The 20,310-nt window shown below is 64.1% G+C and carries 15 protein-coding genes and 1 pseudogene; 5 read left to right on the forward strand and 11 right to left on the reverse strand.

Annotation, left to right across the window (positions count from 1 at the left end; all coding sequences use genetic code 11):
- Nucleotides 1-96 precede the first annotated feature (96 nt).
- Nucleotides 97-4,830: a glutamate synthase large subunit gene (gene gltB, locus V1293_RS29405; protein WP_334514411.1), complete on the reverse strand. Its 4,734-nt coding sequence runs from the start codon at nt 4,828-4,830 to the stop codon at nt 97-99.
- A gap of 484 nt (nt 4,831-5,314) precedes the next feature.
- Between gltB and V1293_RS29410 the strand changes: the two genes are divergently transcribed.
- Nucleotides 5,315-6,022, forward strand: a complete 708-nt coding sequence (locus V1293_RS29410) for a hypothetical protein (protein ID WP_334516965.1) — start codon at nt 5,315-5,317, stop codon at nt 6,020-6,022.
- 561 nt (nt 6,023-6,583) lie between these two features.
- Here the strand turns inward: V1293_RS29410 and V1293_RS29415 are convergent.
- The 3 genes from V1293_RS29415 to V1293_RS29425 form a co-directional block, all read right to left on the reverse strand.
- A complete protein-coding gene (locus V1293_RS29415) occupies nt 6,584-7,738 on the reverse strand; it encodes an IS110 family transposase (protein WP_334508062.1) in 1,155 nt (384 codons plus the stop codon).
- Between the two features lie 121 nt (nt 7,739-7,859).
- Nucleotides 7,860-8,633, reverse strand: coding sequence for an alpha/beta fold hydrolase (locus V1293_RS29420; RefSeq protein ID WP_334514413.1), 774 nt, complete (start codon nt 8,631-8,633; stop codon nt 7,860-7,862).
- 203 nt (nt 8,634-8,836) lie between these two features.
- Nucleotides 8,837-9,304, reverse strand: a complete 468-nt coding sequence (locus tag V1293_RS29425; protein WP_334514415.1) for an Hsp20 family protein — start codon at nt 9,302-9,304, stop codon at nt 8,837-8,839.
- A gap of 236 nt (nt 9,305-9,540) precedes the next feature.
- On the opposite strand from V1293_RS29425, the gene V1293_RS29430 reads away from it, so the two are divergent.
- Nucleotides 9,541-10,488 (forward strand): alpha/beta hydrolase, encoded by a 948-nt coding sequence (locus V1293_RS29430; protein ID WP_334514417.1) that lies wholly within the window; start codon nt 9,541-9,543, stop codon nt 10,486-10,488.
- A 130-nt stretch (nt 10,489-10,618) separates the two neighbouring features.
- Here V1293_RS29430 and V1293_RS29435 read toward each other — a convergent pair.
- Together V1293_RS29435 and V1293_RS29440 are read right to left on the reverse strand one after the other, a co-directional pair.
- A pseudogene (locus tag V1293_RS29435) lies at nt 10,619-11,275 on the reverse strand (di-heme-cytochrome C peroxidase); the annotation flags it as partial.
- A 158-nt stretch (nt 11,276-11,433) separates the two neighbouring features.
- Entirely contained in the window at nt 11,434-13,245 is a 1,812-nt protein-coding gene (locus tag V1293_RS29440) for an adenylate/guanylate cyclase domain-containing protein (protein WP_334514419.1), read from the reverse strand.
- A gap of 186 nt (nt 13,246-13,431) precedes the next feature.
- Between V1293_RS29440 and V1293_RS29445 the strand changes: the two genes are divergently transcribed.
- Nucleotides 13,432-14,076 carry a LysE family translocator gene (locus tag V1293_RS29445; protein WP_334514420.1) on the forward strand — a complete coding sequence of 215 codons (645 nt, stop codon included), beginning with the start codon at nt 13,432-13,434 and terminating at the stop codon, nt 14,074-14,076.
- A gap of 60 nt (nt 14,077-14,136) precedes the next feature.
- On the opposite strand, the gene V1293_RS29450 is transcribed toward V1293_RS29445, so the two are convergent.
- Nucleotides 14,137-14,889, reverse strand: coding sequence for a sulfite exporter TauE/SafE family protein (locus V1293_RS29450; RefSeq protein WP_334514422.1), 753 nt, complete (start codon nt 14,887-14,889; stop codon nt 14,137-14,139).
- Nucleotides 14,890-15,024: 135 nt separating this feature from the next.
- Here V1293_RS29450 and V1293_RS29455 point away from each other — a divergent pair, with 135 nt between their 5' ends.
- Both V1293_RS29455 and V1293_RS29460 read left to right on the forward strand, forming a co-directional pair.
- Nucleotides 15,025-15,918 (forward strand): LysR family transcriptional regulator, encoded by an 894-nt coding sequence (locus V1293_RS29455; RefSeq protein ID WP_334514424.1) that lies wholly within the window; start codon nt 15,025-15,027, stop codon nt 15,916-15,918.
- A gap of 20 nt (nt 15,919-15,938) precedes the next feature.
- A complete protein-coding gene (locus V1293_RS29460) occupies nt 15,939-16,589 on the forward strand; it encodes a glutathione S-transferase family protein (protein WP_334514427.1) in 651 nt (216 codons plus the stop codon).
- Nucleotides 16,590-16,604: 15 nt separating this feature from the next.
- Here the strand turns inward: V1293_RS29460 and V1293_RS29465 are convergent, their stop codons facing one another.
- The 4 genes from V1293_RS29465 to hisN all read right to left on the reverse strand — a co-directional run bounded on the left by V1293_RS29465 (nt 16,605) and on the right by hisN (nt 20,084).
- On the reverse strand, nt 16,605-17,570 hold the full coding sequence (locus tag V1293_RS29465) for a Bug family tripartite tricarboxylate transporter substrate binding protein (RefSeq protein WP_334514429.1): 966 nt from the start codon (nt 17,568-17,570) through the stop codon (nt 16,605-16,607).
- A gap of 99 nt (nt 17,571-17,669) precedes the next feature.
- Nucleotides 17,670-18,650, reverse strand: coding sequence for a tripartite tricarboxylate transporter substrate binding protein (locus V1293_RS29470; protein WP_334514431.1), 981 nt, complete (start codon nt 18,648-18,650; stop codon nt 17,670-17,672).
- A 103-nt stretch (nt 18,651-18,753) separates the two neighbouring features.
- Nucleotides 18,754-19,281, reverse strand: coding sequence for an isochorismatase family protein (locus V1293_RS29475; RefSeq protein ID WP_334514433.1), 528 nt, complete (start codon nt 19,279-19,281; stop codon nt 18,754-18,756).
- 23 nt (nt 19,282-19,304) lie between these two features.
- Nucleotides 19,305-20,084 carry a histidinol-phosphatase gene (gene hisN, locus V1293_RS29480; RefSeq protein WP_334514435.1) on the reverse strand — a complete coding sequence of 260 codons (780 nt, stop codon included), beginning with the start codon at nt 20,082-20,084 and terminating at the stop codon, nt 19,305-19,307.
- Between the last annotated feature and the right edge of the window lie 226 nt (nt 20,085-20,310).

A 20,310-nucleotide genomic window follows, 5' to 3' on the forward strand; every position in this document is an offset into this window, starting at 1 on the left:
TCCGACATTGCGAGGAGCGTGAGCCGCGAAGCAATCCATGGTCGGCTTGTGGCGCTATGGATTGCTCGCGGCGCTCGCAATGACGGGCTCGTGCAGCTAAGCCCCGATCGCGATTTTCGGCTCGGCGTCGGCGTTCACCTTCAATTCCTTCAGCGCGCGGCGGTATTCCACCGGCATCACCTTGCGGAATTTCAGGAGCCACGTCTTCCAGTCGGCGAGGATCTCGGCCGCCTTCTTCGAGCCGGTCAGCTTGGCGTGGCGCGTGATCAGGATGTGCAGCCGCTCGATATCGGACTCCAGCAGATTGGCGAACACGTCGACCCGGCCATGCTGCTCGAGATCGCCGGAGTGGTGATAGGTGTTCTGGTTGATCATCTCTTCCGAGAGCACCGGTTCGAGTTCGACCATCGCCATGTTGCAAAGCTTGGCGAAGTCACCGGCCTCGTCCAGCACATAGGCGATGCCGCCGGACATGCCGGCCGCAAAATTGCGCCCGGTCTTGCCCAGCACCACGACAATGCCGCCGGTCATGTATTCGCAGCAGTGATCGCCGGCGCCTTCGACGACCGCGATCGCACCCGAATTACGCACCGCAAAGCGCTCGCCGGCGATGCCGCGGAAATAGCATTCGCCCTCGATCGCGCCGTACATCACCGTGTTACCGACGATGATGGATTCTTCCGGCACGATGCCGGAATTCCGCGGCGGCTTGACGATGATGCGGCCGCCGGAAAGGCCCTTGCCAACATAGTCGTTGCCTTCGCCTTCGAGATCGAAGGTGACGCCGCGCGCCAGCCAGGCGCCGAACGCTTGCCCCGCGGTGCCCTTCAGGCTGACATGGATGCTGTCATGCGGCAGCCCGGCATGGCCGTAGATCTTTGCAACCTGACCCGACAGCATCGCGCCGGCGGAGCGGTCGGTGTTGTTGATCTCCTCGTCGATCTTCACCGGCGCGCCGCGGTCGAGCGCGGCCTGCGCCTTCTCGATCAGGCGGCGGTCGAGCACCTTCTCCAGATGATGGTTCTGGGGTTCGGCGTGATAGATCTTCTGGCCGGGCAGCTCCTTCTGCCGCACGAACAGCTTTGAGAAGTCGAGCCCCTTGGCCTTCCAGTGCGCGACCAAAGTGGACTGGTCGAGCATCTGGGTCTGGCCGACCATTTCGTCGAACTTCTTGTAGCCGAGCTTCGCCATGATCTCGCGCACCTCTTCCGCAACGAAGAAGAAGTAGTTGATGACGTGCTCGGGCTGGCCGGTGAAGCGCTTGCGCAGCACCGGGTCCTGCGTCGCGACGCCGACCGGGCAGGTGTTGAGATGGCACTTGCGCATCATGATGCAGCCGGCCGCGATCAGCGGCGCGGTAGCGAAGCCGAATTCGTCGGCGCCCAAGAGTGCACCGATCACGACGTCGCGTCCGGTGCGGAAACCGCCGTCGACCTGCACCACGATGCGGCTGCGCAGCCGCTCGCGCACCAGCGTCTGGTGGGTTTCGGCAAGGCCGATTTCCCACGGAGAACCCGCATGCTTGATCGAGGTGAGGGGGGAGGCGCCGGTGCCGCCCTCGAAGCCCGCGATGGTAACGTGGTCGGCACGCGCTTTCGCGACGCCCGCGGCCACCGTGCCGACGCCGATTTCGGAGACCAGCTTGACCGAGACCTGACCGTCCGGATTGACGTTCTTGAGATCGTAGATGAGCTGCGCCAGATCCTCGATCGAATAGATGTCGTGATGCGGCGGCGGCGAGATCAGACCGACGCCGGGCGTCGAATGCCGCACGCGCGCAATCGTCGCGTCGACCTTGTGGCCAGGCAACTGTCCGCCTTCGCCGGGCTTGGCGCCCTGCGCCATCTTGATCTGCATCATGTCGGAGTTGACGAGGTACTCCGTCGTCACGCCGAAGCGGCCCGAGGCGACCTGCTTGATCGCCGAACGCATCGAATCGCCGTTCGGCATCGGCTTGAAGCGATCGGCCTCTTCGCCGCCTTCGCCGGTGTTCGACTTGCCGCCGATCCGGTTCATCGCGATCGCCAGCGTGGTGTGCGCCTCGCGCGAGATCGAGCCGAACGACATGGCTCCCGTGGCGAAGCGCTTGACGATTTCGGCGGCCGGCTCGACCTGGTCGAGCTTCACGGGCTTGCGCTTCTCGTCCTCGGCGGTCTTGAGCCGGAACAGGCCGCGCAGCGTCAACAGCCGCTCGGATTGCTCGTTGAGGATCTTCGCAAACGCCCGGTAGCGCTCGTGCGAGTTGCCGCGCACGGCGTGCTGCAGCGTCGAAACGGACTCTGCGGTCCAGGCGTGATCCTCGCCGCGGGTGCGGTAGGCATATTCGCCGCCGACATCGAGCGCGGTCTTGTAGACCTGCGCGTCGCCGAACGCATCCGTATGGCGGCGCGCGGTTTCCTCGGCGATCTCGGCAAGGCCGACGCCTTCGATCCGGGTATGGGTGCCGGCAAAATATTTCGCGACGAAATCGGCCTTCAGCCCGACGGCGTCAAAAATCTGCGCGCCGCAGTAGGACTGGTAGGTCGAGATGCCCATCTTGGACATCACCTTCAACAGGCCCTTGCCGATCGACTTGATGTAGCGCTTGACGATCTCGTAGTCGTCGAGCGCGCCCGGCAGGCGGTCCTTCATCGCGATGATGGTTTCGAACGCCAGATACGGATTGATCGCCTCGGCGCCGTAGCCGGCCAGACAGGCGAAATGATGCACTTCGCGCGGTTCGCCTGATTCGACGACGATGCCGACCGAGGTGCGCAATCCCGTGCGGATCAGATGATGATGCACGGCGGCGCAGGCCAAGAGCGAGGGGATCGGAATCCGGTCGGAGCCCGCCATGCGGTCCGACAGAATGATGATGTTGACGCCTTCGCGCACCGCGCCTTCGGCGCGCGCGCAGAGTTCATCAAGCACCTGCTCCATGCCCGCCGCGCCGAAGCCGGCGTGGAAGGTGGTGTCGAGGGTGCGCGACTTGAAATGGGTGTCCGCGACATCGGAGATCGAGCGGATCTTTTCCAGGTCCGCGTCGGTCAGGATCGGCTGGCGCACCTCGAGCCGCTTGGTCGAGGCCATGCCCTGCAGGTCGAACAGGTTCGGCCGCGGCCCGATGATCGAGACGAGGCTCATCACGAGTTCCTCGCGGATCGGATCGATCGGCGGGTTGGTGACCTGCGCGAAATTCTGCTTGAAATAGGTGAACAGCGGCTTCGGCCGGTCCGACAGCGCCGAGATTGGCGTGTCGTTGCCCATCGAGCCCGCGGCTTCTTCGCCGGTGGCCGCCATCGGCGTCATCAGGATGCTGATGTCTTCCTGCGAATAGCCGAACGCCTGCTGCCGGTCGAGCAGCGGCAGGTTGGAGCGCATGCCCTTGGTGGGCGCGTCAGGCAATTCCTCCAGCACGAGCTGGGTGCGATGCAGCCAGTCGCTGTAGGGATGGCTCTTGGCCAGCGTCGCCTTGATCTCGTCGTCGGGAATCAGGCGTCCCTGTTCGAGGTCGACCAGCAGCATCTTGCCGGGCTGCAGCCGCCACTTGGTGACGATCTGGTCCTCGGGGATCTTCAGCACGCCCATTTCGGACGCCATCACGATGCGGTCGTCCCTGGTGACGAGATAGCGCGCCGGACGCAAGCCATTGCGGTCCAGCGTGGCGCCGATCTGGCGGCCGTCGGTGAAGGCGATCGCGGCAGGGCCGTCCCACGGCTCCATCAGCGCGGCGTGATATTCGTAGAAGGCGCGGCGCTGCTCATCCATCAGCGGATTGCCGGCCCACGCCTCCGGAATCATCATCATCACGGCGTGCGGCAGCGAGTAGCCGCCCTGCACCAGGAATTCGAGCGCATTGTCGAAGCAGGCGGTGTCGCTCTGGCCTTCATAGGAGATCGGCCACAGCCGGCTGATGTCCTTGCCGTAGAGCTCCGAATGCACGGAAGCCTGGCGCGCCGCCATCCAGTTGACGTTGCCGCGCAGCGTGTTGATTTCGCCGTTGTGGGCGATCATGCGGTAGGGATGCGCCAGCGACCAGGTCGGGAAGGTGTTGGTGGAGAAGCGCTGATGCACCAGCGCCAGCGCGCTCTCGAAATCCGGCTCGTGCAAATCGGGATAATACTTGCCGAGCTGGTCGGCGAGGAACATGCCCTTGTAGATCACGGTGCGGCACGACAGCGAGACCGGATAATAGCCGGCCATGCCGCGGTCACGGCGCTGATAGATCGCCTGCGAGATCGACTTGCGCAGGATGTAGAGCCTGCGCTCGAACTCTTCCTCGGTCTTCGCCGTGCCGTTGCGGCCGATGAACACCTGCATGTGATAGGGCTCGGTCGGCTTGACGGTTGCGCCGAGCGAAGCATTGTCCGACGGCACGTCGCGCCAGCCGAGCAGCACGAGGCCCTCTTCCTTGATCTGTTCGGCGATGATGCTCTGGATCACCTTTCGCCACGCCGTCTCCTTCGGCATGAACAGCGCGCCAATCGCGTAGTCGCCTGGCTTCGGCAGCTTGAAGCCGAGCGCTGTGGCCTTGCGCGCGAAGAAGGCATGCGGGATCTGCACCAGGATGCCGGCGCCGTCGCCGGCGCGGGGATCGGCGCCGACCGCGCCGCGATGCTCGAGGTTGCAGAGAATGCTGATCGCGTCGGAGACGATCTGGTGTGACTTCTTGCCCTTGATGTTGGCGATGAAGCCGACGCCGCAGGAATCCTTCTCCATGCCGAGGTCGTACATGCCCTCGGCCGGCGGGCGCCAATCATGTTCGCGCGCGATATCGGCCGGTTTCGAAGCCGCGGTCGCCGACAGGGTTTCTGCCTCGAAATTTTCGCGCTCGAATTCCGACCCGCTCATCTCATTCCTCTCAAAAAGGCTAAGGGCCTCACCGCATCGTCGGCGCACCTTGGACGCTTGCGGCACCCACCGGGCCACCGCTCGTCCTCCGCGAGCCGCAATTTCTTAAATTCAGGCCTGGGCGTTCAACGTCCCTGAGGAACGGCCTTGCCTGCACTGCCCTGGAGCTGGTAGCGCCACGGTTTCGTTGCAATCCCCGTGCCGGGACCGCTCCGCATTTGAGACAGTGATGCTGTCCTAACTTCGACCATGCCAAATTTTTCTTTACCACACAAGCGCGTGAAAGTCCTCGCCCGCATGCGGATCGGCCGCCTGGCGACGGGGAAAAAAACCGCAAGCCGGGGTTTGCGGCAGCGGCGCCCCGATCCGGCCCAAGGACTGCCGGATTTCGCCATGAAATTCCAGTCCGGGCTAGCAGGCGAGAGCGCAAAAAAATGCTCCCGCTCAGGCCCGGTGGCTGCGGGGCTTACAGGAGCTTTCGGTGATGAAGTTGTTCACGGGATCTTTGGCGGCGGGACTGGTCCTTCTGGCGGGCAGCGCGCAGGCGCAGGTGCCCGGGCCTTACGAGAACGGACGCCCGCCATACACGGCAGCATCGGATTTCGATGCCCCCTACGCGGTGGCGCCGCACCCGGTTGCCCCGCCGCAGTACGGATCCGGACCGCACTACGGATACAGCCCAGGCCTCTTGCCGTCGACGGAAGTCTACTCCGTGCTGCGCGACAACGGATTCTTGCCGCTCGGCATCCCCAGGCTCCGCGGCTTCGTCTACACGATCGCGGCGATCGACCGCGGCGGCGAGGACGGCCGGCTGATTATAGATGCGCGCAACGGCCGGATCATCCGCTTCGTGCCGGCCCACCGGATGGACGATAATTTCGACCAGGAGCAGAGCGCCCTCCGCGGGCCCTTCATGGCTCAACCGCCGCAGGCCCAAGCGCCGGATCAGGTCCCGGCCGCGCCGCGCCCGTCGCGGCCGGCCCATGTTGCGAGCCGCGCGGTGCCGATGCCGAAGGCCAGCCCGATCGCTGCCAAGCCTGCGCCGGTCCAGCAGATGGCTGCGCCTGCCCCGAAGTCGAAGTCGGCCGAGGTGCAGGCGGCCGCCCCGGTGACAACCGGTTCGGCTCCAGCCAAGCCGGTCCCGCAGATCGCACCGACCCAGGACATGCCCACGATGCAGGGGCTGGAATGAAGGACCCGTAGCCCGGATGGAGCGCAGCGAAATCCGGGGCCTTTGCGAGTGAGTTATCCCGGATTGCGCTGCGCTCCATCCGGGCTTGTATGGGGTTGTAGTTGACAAGGGGAATGATTGATCAGGGCATGTGTTGCTCCTGGTCGTTGTCGTGGAGCGCGCTGCGCTCGCAGTGGCGGTTTCGTTCCGATGATTGATCGCTGCGCCAGGCGCGGCCGCGGTCAAGGTTGGCCACAGGCCACCGCCGGAGGCGGCGCGTAGCGACCTTGACGGCGGCACGGCTGGCGCGAGGCTTTCGGATCGGAACGTTTTGGTGCGCGTCGTGAGCGGGGCGACGCGATATCCTGGACTGGGCCGTGTCGTTGTTATGCGGCAGACACCGCATCAACTTGTATCCGGTCGGGTGTGGTGACCCGGACCCCAATCTTTCATGCACGGGTGAAGGTAAGGCCCAGAAGAGACGGGACCCATCTACGAAAGCGGAATCCGAAGACCCAAGCCCGGGTTCGGTCACGCGTCTGTCCTGGGTCACGTCGGCCGTCATTGGCGCACCGGCGTCCGTTAAAGGCTTGGGCGCATCACCGCGCCGGTCGGCACGAGGCCGGTTTCCAGATAGCGCCACAGCGCCACCATCAGCTTGCGCGCCAGCGCCACGATGGCGATCTTGCGGATGCGGCCCTTGAGGTTGCCAACCCGCTCGCGGAACCAGCGGCTCAGCTCGCTATCGGGCTGATGCGTCAGCCACAGCCAGGCGAGCTCGATGGCGGTCGTTCGCGCGCGATGGTTGCCGGCCTTGCTGATGCCCTGTTGTCGCCGGCGGGCGCCGCTGTCGTAGGGTGTGTCGGTCAGTCCGACGCAACTGCCGACCTGACGCCGGTTCTTGAAGTCACGGTAGAAGACCTCGTTGGCCAGAAGCTGGGCGATGTGCGGGCCAATCGCCTTGAGTTGGGCAAGCTGAACCGCCTTTGCCTCGACCGAGTCCTTGGCCGGTGCCCGATGCGCGGCTGCATTCGCTGCCTCGAGCGCCTTGATCTGCTTGTGCACCAAGACCAGCCGCTCATGCTCGCGATGGATCTCGTCCTTCAGCCGGGGCGGCAGAACGCGCCCATCGCCGGTACGCATCGCATCCAGACCCGACAAAAAACCCGGCTTCAAGGGCATGGCATCGCGGATGCCCTGGCCATGCAGCAGCCCCTTGATCCGGTTGCTGTGCCCGGTGCGCTCCTTCAGCAGCCGCTCGCGCTCGCGCGTGCGCCGTTTGCGATCCTCGTCCTCAGGCGTGGGAACCCGAACCATGCTGCAAACCCGCGGTTCGCCGCGCTGGTGAGCCAGAAACGAGCGCATCAACTGCGCCAGGTCGATCCGATCGGTCTTGGCACGCCGTGCCCGCCGGTTCACCTCGATGCTCGACGCATCGATCTCGTAATTGAGGACCCCGTTGTCGGCCAGCCAGCGGTGCAGCCAATGACCGTCGAGACCCGCTTCATAGCAGGACAGAATACGAACCGGCTTCCCCGCCTGCTCCGCCTTCGCCCGAGCCTTGACCAGCAAACCCGACAGCGCCGCCAGGTCGCCTCCATCAATCCGGTAACGGCTCATCTTCTCGCCGCCAGGCATCATGATGCCTAGCTGCCATTTCGCCTTGCTCAGTTCGAAAGCAATGTAAACCGTGCCATACTCGCAGCCGGCGGGTGTGTCAGTGTGATCTGTGCGCATCGTGGATCCTCTGGGTGAGTGGGTGGTTGCAAACTCAGCTTACCCCTGACCACCTGCCACCCCATAGGATCTACGAACCGAAAAACGCCCCGGTTTTCCGGGGCGTTTTCATTGTGCCGAGCTATTCGGGCTGGCCTGCGGCGGCCAGGATCAGGTCGGCGACCTTGTCCGGCTGCGACACCAGCGACAGGTGACCGGCCTCCAGTTCGACCGTCGTCGCGTTCATGCGCTTGGCGAGAAACCGCTCGAGGTCGGGATTGATGGTGTAGTCCTGCTTCGACACCGCGTACCAGCTTGGCTTGCTGCGCCAGGCGGCAGCGGTGGTGCGGCCGGCGAAGATCGAAGCCGGCGTCGGCCACTGCACGGCGTAGAGGACTTTCGCGGTCGTCGGATCGACCCCGTTGGCGAAATATTTCAGGAAGGCGTCCTCGGATAATTTGGTGAAGCCGTCATGCTCCTGCACGCCGGCTCGCACGGGGCCTGCCGGAAACTTCTGCGAAAGCGCGACGAAATCCTCGTCCGCATCGGGCGCGCGCGCCGCGACGTAGACCAGCCCGGTGACCTTCGGGTCGGTGCCTACTTCACTGATCACGGTGCCACCCCAGGAATGCGCCACCAACACTGTCGGGCCGTCCTGCTGCGCCAAAACGCGGCGTGTCTCGGCAACCGAATCTGCCAGCGAAGTCAGTGGATTCTGTACGGCAGTGACGTGAAGACCCGCCGCCTGAAGCTTTGGAATGACCTGCGCCCAGCTTGATCCGTCGGCCCACGCGCCGTGCACCAGCACGACATTCTTCGCCTTGAGCGGGCCTGCGGCCAGCGCCGGCGCGGTTTGCACACCGAGCGATCCCGCAAGGACGCCGGCAACGATTGTCAGTGTTCGTAAGATGCTCATCGGTCTGCTCCATGATCGGCTTGATAAGCGGCTCGCCCGCTCCAGTCCGAAATTCGAGGAGAGCGGCGGCATCGTTACACAACCTCACGGTGACGTGAGCCGCCGAGACCTTGCAAAATTGCGGATCAGGAATGCGCACAAAAAACGCCCCGGTTCCCGGGGCGTTTTCGCGTTCAGCCAATACCGGCCGAAAACCTGGTTGCTTACGCAGCGACCGAAGCGTCGACCACCTGCGGGGCGTTGGCGCCGGAGTTGATCGGAATGCTGCGGGGCTTCTTGGCCTCGGGGATCTCGCGGACGAGATCGACGTGGAGCAGGCCGTTCTCGAGCGAGGCGTTCTTCACCTGCACGAAATCGGCAAGCTGGAAGATGCGCTCGAAGGCGCGCGCCGCGATGCCGCGGTAGAGCACTTCGGAATTGTCCTTGCCGTTCTCGTTGGCGGTTTTCTCGCCCTTGATCGTCAGCGTGTTTTCCTTCGCGACGATCGAAAGCTCGCCTTGCGAGAAACCGGAGACCGCAACGCTGATGCGGTAGGCGTTCTCGCCGGTGCGCTCGATATTGTAGGGGGGATAACCGGGGCTGCCGTCTGAGGTCACCTGATCGAGCAGGTTGAAGAAGCGGTCGAAGCCGACGGTGGAACGATAGAACGGAGTGAGATCGTAGGTACGCATAGGGTAGTCCTCCATTGAGCGACTGTTTCAGGTAACCCGCCCGCCATCGGGCCGGGCCGTAGTCTTCGTGCAGCCTTGAGTTTCAGAGCCTTGGGTTTCAGTTCCGAAACACTGGTAGCGGCCTGCACAGGAATGATATGGGAGGGGTGAAACGGCGTTCAAGAGGGGCGAAACCAGCCCCTTTTTTGCGCCTCCGCCTTGTTTTCAAGCCCTTTTCACCTAGCCGGCTCCTCCTCATGACGCTTGTCTCTATCCCCGCCAACCCGGTTCCGGAGGATGTCGTTAGCGGCACGATCAAGACGCCCGACGGCGCGGAATTGCGGTTCGCGCGCTGGGCGCCGCCGGCGGGACGCAAGGGCACGGTCTGTGTCTTCACCGGGCGGACCGAACCGATCGAGAAATATTTCGAGACGGTGCGTGACTTGCGCGATCGCGGTTTTGCGGTGGCGATGATCGACTGGCGCGGCCAGGGGCATTCCTCGCGCCGCCTGCGCGATCCGCGCAAGGGTTATGTCCGCGACTTCTCCGATTACGAGGTCGACGTCGAAACCTTCGTGCAGCAGGTGGTGCTGCCAGATTGCCCGCCGCCCTTCTTCGCGCTGGCGCATTCGATGGGCGGGGCGGTCATGCTGCGGGTCGCGCATGCGGGAAAGCGCTGGTTCGACCGCATGGTGCTGTCGGCGCCGATGATCGACCTGCCGGGGCGCAGCACCTCGTTCCCGGCGCGGGCGCTGCTTCGGGCCATGCGGCTGATGGGGCAGGGCGGCCGCTACGTGCCCGGCGGCAGCGACGCGCTGACCGGGACGGAATCCTTCATCAACAACCCCTTCACCAGCGATCCCGTGCGCTACGCCCGCAATGCCGCGATCCTGGAAGAAGACCCGACGCTGGGGATCGGCTCGCCGACGGTGGCCTGGGCCGATACCGCCCTCCGGGCGATGAATACCTTTCGTGGCATGAATTACCCGTCCGAAATCCGCCAGCCGATCCTGATGCTGGCCGCCAGCAACGACAGCATTGTTTCCACCGCCGCGATCGAGGAATTCGCCTATCACTTACGCGCCGGTTCGCATCTGGTGATCGCGGGCTCCAGGCACGAGATCCTGCAGGAGCAGGACCGCTACCGCTCGCAATTCTGGGCGGCGTTCGACGCCTTCGTGCCGGGCACGCCGCTGTTCAAGTGATGCTCACGTACTGTCATTGCCGGGCTTGACCCGGCAATCCATCTTGCTTCGAAGTAATCATATCTGTCCGCAGGCGCGAACGATGGATGCCCGGATCAAGTCCGGGCATGACGACCGTGGACTAGGCCCCTGGCTTCGGCAGCCGCGCCGTGATCCGCTCGGGCAGCCGCCGCTCGACGAACAGTGTGCGGACTTCGGCGACGCTGAGGTAACGCTCCTCGCCTTCGCCCTTGCCGAGGATCTTCAGCAGCACAGGCCATTCGCCCTTCATGAGCATCGGGTAGTACCAGTGCGCCGCATCGCCGTCGCGCTTGATATTGGCCTTCATGAAGGTGTCGATCTCTTTCGCCGTCAGGCCGCGCTCGATGCCGCCGGCGGGATCCTTGCGGTCCTTGCCGAAGCCTGCCAGCCGGGCGATTTCGTCTTCATGGACTTTCGCATCGACGTCGAGAATGCGCGAGCCGCCGCCATGCTTGTCGAGCGGGCCATCGCGCAGTTCGTCGAGAACCGCGCCGGAGGTTGCGCTCTTCAACACGCGCAGTGGCCCGAGACCGTTCGCAATGACGGCGACCAGCCAGGTTTCCAGCCCCACCTTCTTTTTGGCAAAGCCGGTTTCGCCGCTCGCGGCCCCGATCATTTCGGAGAGCTTTGAAAGCGGCACGACGTCGCCGCCGACGTAGCCATTGGCGACCAGCGCGCGCAAGAACGGGCAGGGATTGTTGGGTGAAACGGGGATCTGCCCGGCCGGCGTGGTGCCCGGAGCAGTACCGATGGGGGTGTCCGACATGGCTTCAAGTCCTCAAAGCGCCAAGTATGAAAATCGGTCCGCTGCCAAGGCGAAGCGGATGACGGTTCTGAAAAAGGGAATTCGGTGGTGCGCTACTTCAGCGTGTAGGCAAGTTTGGCGGAATTCCACGCCATGTCAACCGACCGGCTTACACACGCTCAGGAATCTGCGGCGAGCTTTGGAGCGGATTCGACCAGCGTCAATTTACTGAAGGGGATGCCGGCCTTCACCAAGCCGTCGCGGAAATGGGCAATGTCGGCCGGGGCCTTCCAGTGAAAATTCCGCAAGTAGCGCTCGACGGTCAGGGTCGGGTAGTTGCTCAGCACAACCCCGGCCGCATTTGCCGCCTCGTCGGTTCGTCCCAATTGGGCGAGCGCCGCCGTCCGTATCGCGAGCGCCTGCAGATGATTGGGATTGGCGTACAGCGCCTCGCGCGCCCATGACAGCGAAGCGTCATATTGACCGAGCAGGTAATGGCTGAACGCGTTGAACGTCGCAAACTGGTATCGGGGATCGCTATTGCCGCGCTGCGCTGCCATCGTAAACAATTCGACGGCCGGCCGGTGTTCGCCGCTGTAGAGATGACACACGCCAAGCACGCCGCGGGCGCCCATGTCGTAGGGGTTGAGCCCGACCGCACGCTTGGCCGCATCCATCGCCGCCTCGTAATGCCCTTCCAGCGCGTGGAGATAGGCGAGAATCTGAAATGCAAAGGACGAACGAGGATCGAGCCGGACGCTGCTCTCGGCGAGGCTCATTATGTCGTCCCACGCTTCGCGCGTGCCCTTGTTCCACCCGAAATGGATGGCCTGGGTCTGGATGGTGGCGAGATAGGCGCGCGCGATCGACAGCGTCGGATCAAGCTCGATGGCTTCCTTGAACAGGCCGATTGCGGTTTCGAAATCCGCCTCGGTCTGCAGGTAGTAGTAGGACAGCCCTTTCAGGAACCGGTCCCATGCGGTGAGGTCGTTTGATGTCGAGCGGGGCGGGGCGGACGCTTCCGCCCGGTAAATTTCGGCCGCGATCGCCGCGGACAGGCTGGTGGTGAGCTCGTCCTGCATCGCGAACAGGTCGCCGATGTCGCGGTCGAACCGGCCGGTCCACAACTGCTCGCCGGTTTCGGGTGCGATCAACTCGGCGGTGACGCGAATCTTGTTGGCGGCGCGGCGTACGGAGCCCTGGATCAGGTAGCTGGCGTCGATCTCGCGCGCGATCAGGCGCGTGCTCACGCTCTTGCCCTTGAACGAGAATGTCGAATTGCGGCTCAGCACCCGATAGAACGATTGCAGCGACAGCGCGTGGATCAGATCCTCGGTGAGCCCGTCGGAAAAATACTCGTCGGCGCTCTCGCTCAGATTCGCGAACGGCAGCACGCCAACGATCGCCGTCCGGTATTGGGCCGGAAGATTGGCCGATGTTTCGGTCGCGGCTTTGGGCGCAGGGCCGCTGGCGTCGGAGCCGGCGGGTTGCCAGGTCCAGACATGGATCGGCTCTTCGATGTTCTTGAACCGGTGCGGTCCGGCATCGATGAGCGCGATGCTGAGGCGCTTGCCGGCCTCGTGACAGGCCTTGCCTGAAACCGCCACGCCGCCGGGAGCGGCGACCGATTCGAGGCGGACGGCGATATTGACGTCGTCGCCGAACACCTCGTCCTCGTCGGCCATCACATCGCCCATGTGGATGCCCATGCGGAACTGCATGATGCGGTCGGCGGGCAGGTGCTCGTTGCGCTCCGCCATCACCATCTGCATCGCCACCGCGGCCTCGATGGCGCCGACGATGGAGGGAAACTCCAGCAGGAAGCCGTCGCCGGTATTCTTCACCAGGCGGCCGCCGTGATTGAGGATGATCGGGTAGATCGCGCTGCGGTGGGCCTTGAATGTGGCGTGCGTCCCCGCCTCGTCGGCCCCCATCATGCGGGAATAGCCGGCGACGTCAGCACAGACGATGGCTGCCAGGCGTCTTTCCATATCCCCAGTATACCCCCAACGGCGCCGAAATGGGCGGGATAACCACTACGTGGTCGGCCAACCGATTCCAATGTTTATAAAATATGCGCAATCTGGTGGAAGCCCGATTTGCTCATGATAGTACTGCAATCCGTCAGGGATTGGGATGTGTACAATTGAGGCTCAGGGTGCCAGGGAACCGATCGAATGATGGCAGAGACGCTCGGCATTCACGAACTATGGCTGTTTATCCTCTCCGGTCTGCTGCTCAACGTCACCCCGGGGCCGGACACGGCCTACATTATCGGCCGCAGCATCCAGTTCGGATGGCGCGGCGGGGTGGCGGCGGCGATCGGCATCTGCTGCGGCTGTCTGGTCCATGTCTTCGGCGCCGCCATCGGCCTGTCGGCGCTGTTGATGGCGTCATCGACGGCCTTCGCGGTCCTGAAACTGGCCGGCGCGGCCTATCTCCTGTTGACGGGCATCCAGATGCTGCTGTCACGGCCGCAGCCGATCGGCGAGGCGGTGGCCGTCACCGAAACGTCACTTTCCCGCGTGTTCTGGCAGGGCGCGCTGACCAACGTGCTCAATCCGAAGGTGGCGCTGTTCTTCCTGGCCTTCCTGCCGCAATTCGTGGCGGCGGACTCGGGCCACAAGACGCTGGCCTTTCTGGCTCTGGGCATGATCTTCATCTCCACCGGCACGCTGTGGTGCCTCGGGATTGCAGCCTTCGCGGCGAGGGCGGCCGGCCGAATCAGGCAATCCGCCAATGTGATGGCCTGGATCAACCGCGTGCTCGGCGGGCTGTTCGTCTATCTCGGCATCCGCGTCGCGATGCTGGAGGCGCGCTAGGTTCTGGAGGAATTCCTCCGCAAGGAATTCGCGGGCCTTCCTGCGCGGCTTCGCGGGAAGTTACGACATCAGTTTCGCAAGCGCATTGGTGGCGAGGTAGACGCCCAGAACAATCATGCCGATCTGGAACCAGCGCCGAAAGATATCCGGTTGCAGCCGTGTCCGCACCGCCTGCCCGATAAACATGCCGGCAAAGGACGCTGCCATGGCGACCGCGCCCGGCAATGCGGTTGCAGCCGTCAGCAGACCGGCGCCGGTGAGGTTGAGGCCAAGCGCCAGGGTCGCGACCGTGAAGAACACGCCCAATGCCTGGATCAGCTCTTCCTTTTCCATGCCGATCGCCTGCAGGAACGGCACCGACGGAATGACCTGCACGCCAGTTGCCGCCGAAATCATGCCGGTGATCAGCCCGACGATGCCGCCGACCCATTTTTCGTTTCGGCGGGCAATGGTGAAATTGAATTTGCAGAGGCCGATGACGGCATTGATCGCCAGCAACAGGCCGAGCGCGATCGTGGTGTAGCGCGCATAGGGCCCGGTCAGCGACCCCGCATTCAGCCAGATGCCGGCGGCCGTGCCAGTCAGCAACGGCCATAGCCGCCGGAAAATATCGTGCAGGTAAGGACCGCCGAAGGTTTGCCAGATGTTGGTGATGATCGCCGGCACGATGACGATGGCGATGGCCTGGGCCGGCGGCATCGACACCGCAAGCAGGCCCATCGACACTGTCGGCAGGCCGAGCCCGAGTGCACCCTTCACGAAGCCCGCGAGCAGGAAGGTGGCGGTGACGAGGAGGAGCAGGGAATCGAACATGGGGCGACCTTGACCCATCGACGCATCGGGCACAATCTGGAGGTTCCGGAGATAGCCTTCGGATAGACCGAAGGCTACATGTCTCCTCGTCATTGCGAGAGCGGCTTACCCGCGAGCGACGCCGTAGGGAACCCGATGCGCTTCGATCTGGTCGATCTTCAGCTCTTCGTCGCGGTGGCCGAGACGCGCAGCATCACCAACGGCGCGGGGCGGGTTCATCTCGCGCTGGCGTCGGCGAGTGAGCGGATCAAGGGACTGGAAGAGGCGCTCGGCGTTGCGCTGCTGACGCGCGGCCGTCGCGGCGTCGACCTGACGCCGGCCGGCGAAAGCCTGCTCGATCACGCCAGGGTCGTGCTGCACAATGTGGAGGCGATGCGCGGCGATCTCCTGGCCTTTGCCCGTGGCGCGAAGGCCACTGTCCGCTTCCTCGCCAACACATCGGGGCTCTCGGAATATCTGCCGAAGACGCTGGCCGCCTTTCTGGCCGCGCATCCCCACATTTCGATCGACGTCGAGGAACGCGAAAGCTCCGACATTGCCCGCGCCATCGCCATCGGCGCCGCCGATCTCGGGCTTGCCGCCGAACACGCGCTTGCAGACAATATCGAGCGGATGCCGTTCAGCGAAGATCGTCTGGTGCTGGTCGCCGCGCGGGACGACGAACTGGCGAACCGGCGGCAGGTCGATTTCAGCGACGTGGTGAAGCGTGATTTCGTCGGCCTGATCAGCTCGATCGCGCTGCATGCCCATATCAGCGGACATGCGGCGCGCCTCGGCGCGCGTCTGCGCTTTCGTGCGCGGCTGAACAGTTTCGATGCGATCGGCCAGATGGTCGCCGCCGGCATCGGGATTGGCGTGATGCCTGAAGTCGCGGCAAAACGATGCGCGCGATCGATGAAGATCAATGTCGTCAGGATCAGGGATTCCTGGGCCAACCGGAAGCTCGTGATCTGCGCGCGGAGCTTTCGGGCGCTGCCCAAGCCCGCGCAGCAACTGGCGGAGCACCTCCGCAAATCCGCGCCACGCTGAACATGTGAGGGAGAGCGAAAATGCTGAAGGTCTGGGGACGCCGCAGTTCGTTCAACGTCCAGAAGGTGATGTGGCTGATCGGCGAGCTCGAACTGCCGCATGAACATATCGACGCCGGGGGGCAATTTGGCGGACTCGATGCGCCTGATTTCCTCGCGATGAATCCCCATGGCCGCATTCCCGTGATCCGGGACGATGCCGCCACGGTATGGGAATCGCACGCGATCCTTCGCTATCTCGCCGCGCGGCATGGTGCTGGACGCTTCTGGTCGGACGATCCCGTTGTGCGCGCCGCGGTCGATGGCTGGATGGACTGGTCGCATACCGCGCTGCAGCCCGATTTTCTCGTCGGCGTGTTCTGGGGCTTCTACCGCACGCCCGAAGACAAGCGGAACTGGCCGGCGATCAATGCCGCGCTGGCGCGGTGCGCCAGGGATTTCGGCAGGCTGGACCGGTTGCTGGAAGGCCGGTCTTTCCTGCTCGGAGAGACGCTATCGCTCGCCGACATCACCGCAGGGACATCGCTGTACCGGTATTTCGAACTCGAGATCGAGCGGCCACAGCTCGCGGGCGTAGAGCGCTGGTACCGCGCGCTAAGCGAGCGCGAAGCGTTCCGAACCCACATCATGATTCCCTTCGGGGAATTACGTGGACGCCTGCTCGATGCCTGACAGCGAAGTCCGGCGTCATTTGCCCGTGGCAAGGCCGGCAGCCTTGATGACGCGCGCCCATTTCTGGGCCTCGGCTCCGATGTAGTCGCGAAACTGCGCCGGCGTGTCGCCGGCAACCGTCAGGCCCTGATCGGCGAGCTTCTGCTTCACCTGCGGGTCGTTCATCGCCTCGTTGGCGAGGCGGTTCAGCGTGGTGACGATCGGCTCGGGCGTTCCGCCCGGCGCGATCATGCCGTACCAGTTTTCGATCAAGAGCTCCGGCATGCCGACCTCCGCGGTGGTTGGCACGTCGGGTGAGGTGGCTGCGCGTTTCGGCGCGCCGAGGGCGATCGGGCGGAGCGTGCCCGCCTTGATATGCGGCAGCAGCACCGGCAAATCGAGGAACGCCATCTGCACCTGCTGGCCGAGCAGATCGTTGATGGCGGGCGCGGCGCCCCGGTAGGGCACGTGTACGATGTCGATCCTGGCCGTCAGCTTGAGCAGCTCACCGGCAAGATGTGGCATGCCGCCAACGCCGGCAGAGGCAAAGTTGAGTTTCCCGGGTTGGGCCCTGGCGAGCGCGATCAACTCCTTCATATCGCCGGCCGGAACGTTGCTGGCGACAACAAGCATTTCCGGCACCGTGGTCACCAGCGTGACGGGCGCGAAATCCTTCGTCACGTCGTAGGGCACCTTTTCCATCGTCGGGTTGATGACCAGCGCGCTCGCGCTCACGATCCCGATTGTGTAGCCGTCGGGGGCTGCCTTTGCGATCGCATCGGTGCCGAGCACGCCGGCCTGGCCGCCGCGATTGTCGATCACAACCGGCTGCTTCGTGATTTCCGACATGCGCTGGCCGACCAGGCGCGCGATGATGTCGTTGGGGCCGCCGGGCGGAAACGGCACGATCAGCTTGATCGGTTTGCTTGGGAAATCCTGCGCTGCCGCCACGGCGGGCAGCAGCACGGACAATCCGGTGAGAAGCACGCGAAGAGCCTTCATGAAGCCTCCGGTAACTTGTCGTGGCCGGGTCGGATGTCCCGGCTGTTTATGTCTTTAGTGCACCAATAAGCCGAGACGCGGCGGTCGGCGCCGTGATGCTCACTTCGCCGTCACGACCCCTGCGTCCTTGATCACCTTCGCCCACTTCTTGATTTCGCTGTCGATGAAGCCGCGGAAATGCTCCGGGGTGTCGCCGACCAGCGTCGCGCCCTGGGCCGCGAGCTTTTCCTTCACGGTCGGATCGGCCATCGCTTCGGTCGTGATCTTGTGCAAGGCCGCGACGATCGCCGGCGGGGTGGCGGCGGGCGCCACCATGCCATACCAGTTCTCGATGATCATGCCGGGCATGCCGGCCTCGGCGGTGGTCGGCACCTCCATCGCGGTCGGCGCCCGCTCCGGCGCGCCGATCGCGATCGGCCGCAAGCTGCCTGCCTTGATCTGCGGCAACAGCACCGGCAGATCGAGGAAGGTCATCTGCACCTGCTGGCCAATCAAATCGTTCACCGCCGGCGCGGCGCCGCGATAGGGCACGTGCACGATGTCGATGTTGGCCGTCAGCTTGAGCAGTTCGCCCGCCAGATGCGGCAGGCTGCCCGGGCCGGACGAGGCGAAATTCAGTTTCCCCGGCTGTGCCTTGGCGAGTGCGATAAGTTCTTTCATGTCCCTGGCGGGGACGTTGGTCGCGACCACCAGCATCTCGGGCACGGTAGCAACCAGCGTCACTGGCGCGAAATCCTTCAGCGTATCGTAGGCGACCTTTTCCATGCTCGGGCTGATGGCGAGGGCGCCCGCGCTCGAGATCGCGATGGTGTAACCGTCGGGCGCGGCTTTTGCGACCACGTCGGTGCCGAGCACGCCGCCCTGGCCGCCGCGGTTGTCGATCAGCACCGGCTGCTTCGCAATCTCGGACATGCGCTGGCCGATCACGCGCGCGATGATGTCGTTGGGGCCGCCGGCCGGGAACGGCACGATCAGCTTGATCGGTTTTGCGGGGAAATCCTGCGCCGAGGCCAGGGCTGGCAACAATAAGGCTGGTAGCAATAGCAGCGTCAATCCAAGCAGCTTGCTCAGCAATCCCATGAGTACTCCCCGATCCGGCATCTATTGTGCACGTTGGCGGGCATCGTACGCGATGAACCGCTCGATGCAAGGTCCTGCCGGTTGCGGCGCCGGCCGAGCCTCGTCAAAGCAGGAGTTCGTCGGTGCGCGCGAGCCTGACCGATCGCTGCGTAATCAGATGGCTCCAGACCCAGTTGTGGTGACGAATGACGCTCGCCGCGTCGAGATGGGGACGGTCGTTCAAGGTGTGGGCGTCAGTTACCACTACGACGTCGTAATGGTTCGAAATGGCCGACCGGATGGTTGAATCGACGCAAAGATCGGTTGCCCATCCCGTGATGAAGACGCGCTCCGGCGCGATTTCTTTCAGGCGCGCCGCGAGGTCGGTGCCGGCAAAGGGATCGTTCAGGGTCTTGCGGATGACGACGTCGGCAGCCGCGCGATCGAGCTCCGGCAAAAGCGCCCAACCCGGCGTCCCCGGCACGAAATCGTCTTCCGCTCCGCTGCAATGCTGCACGAAAATCACCACGCCGGACCGCTCGCGGACCTTTGCGGCGAGCCGGTTGATGCGCTCGATGACGCCGCGCAGATCGTGTTTCGGCTTCCCGTTGAGGAGCCCGACCTGCATATCGACGACGATCAATGCATCCATCGGGATCCTGCGTGGCTGTGTCTCTAGCTGTTCAAGAGCTTCAGCGCCGCCTCGTGCACGCGGGCGTCGCCGGCGGCGACGATGCGGCCGCCGCTCTGGGCGGGCTTGCCTTCCCAGTTGGTGACGATGCCGCCGGCGCCGGTAACGATCGGGATCAGGGCTGCGATGTCATAGGGCTTGAGTTCGGTTTCGACCACGAGGTCGAGATGGCCGGCCGCCAGCATGCAGTAGGAATAGCAGTCGCCGCCATAGCGCGACAGCTTCACTGCCTTCTCGACCCGGCCGAAGATCTCGCGATCGGCGGCGTTCATCAGCAGCGGACTGGTGGTGAAGGAGGTCGCTTCCTTCAGCGATGCGCAGCGCCGCACCGTCAGCCGCCGCTCGCCGGATGGCCCGGAATAATGCGCCGAGCCGCTATCGCCGGAAAAGCGCTCGCCGATATAGGGCTGATGCATCATGCCGAACACCGGTGTGCCCTTGTGCAACAGCGCGATCAGGGTGCCCCAGATCGGAAATCCCGCGATGAAGGATTTTGTGCCGTCGATCGGATCGAGCACCCAGACATATTCGGCACCCTCGCGCTCGTTGCCGAATTCCTCGCCGACGATGCCGTGCTGCGGAAAGTTCGCCTTGATCAGGCGGCGCATCACCGCTTCGGCGGCGCGGTCGGCCTCGGTGACCGGATCGAAATCGCTGGCGCTCTTGTTGTCGATCGAGAGCGAGGTCCGGAAGAACGGCAGGATGGTCTCGCCGGAAGCAGTCGCAAGGCGCCCGATGAAGGCTGTGAAATCGATGACCGTCACGGCTGTCCCTTACCGGAATTGAAATGCCGCCTCTTGCCTAGCTCAATCCGCACCGTCGCGCACGGCCAACGGTGCGTTATCCCATTCGTCGTGAGAAGTGGCTTTCGAATCGGCTTTCGGAAAGGCTTCGTTTAGGCGTGGATTTTTGGTTAGTCCTGCCATCACGATATTGCGAGTTTTTGGCATACCAGCACTGCACGAAGGCCGGGGCTTGACCGATTTCTCA

This window comes from Bradyrhizobium sp. AZCC 1693, assembly GCF_036924745.1.
GTDB lineage: Bacteria > Pseudomonadota > Alphaproteobacteria > Rhizobiales > Xanthobacteraceae > Bradyrhizobium.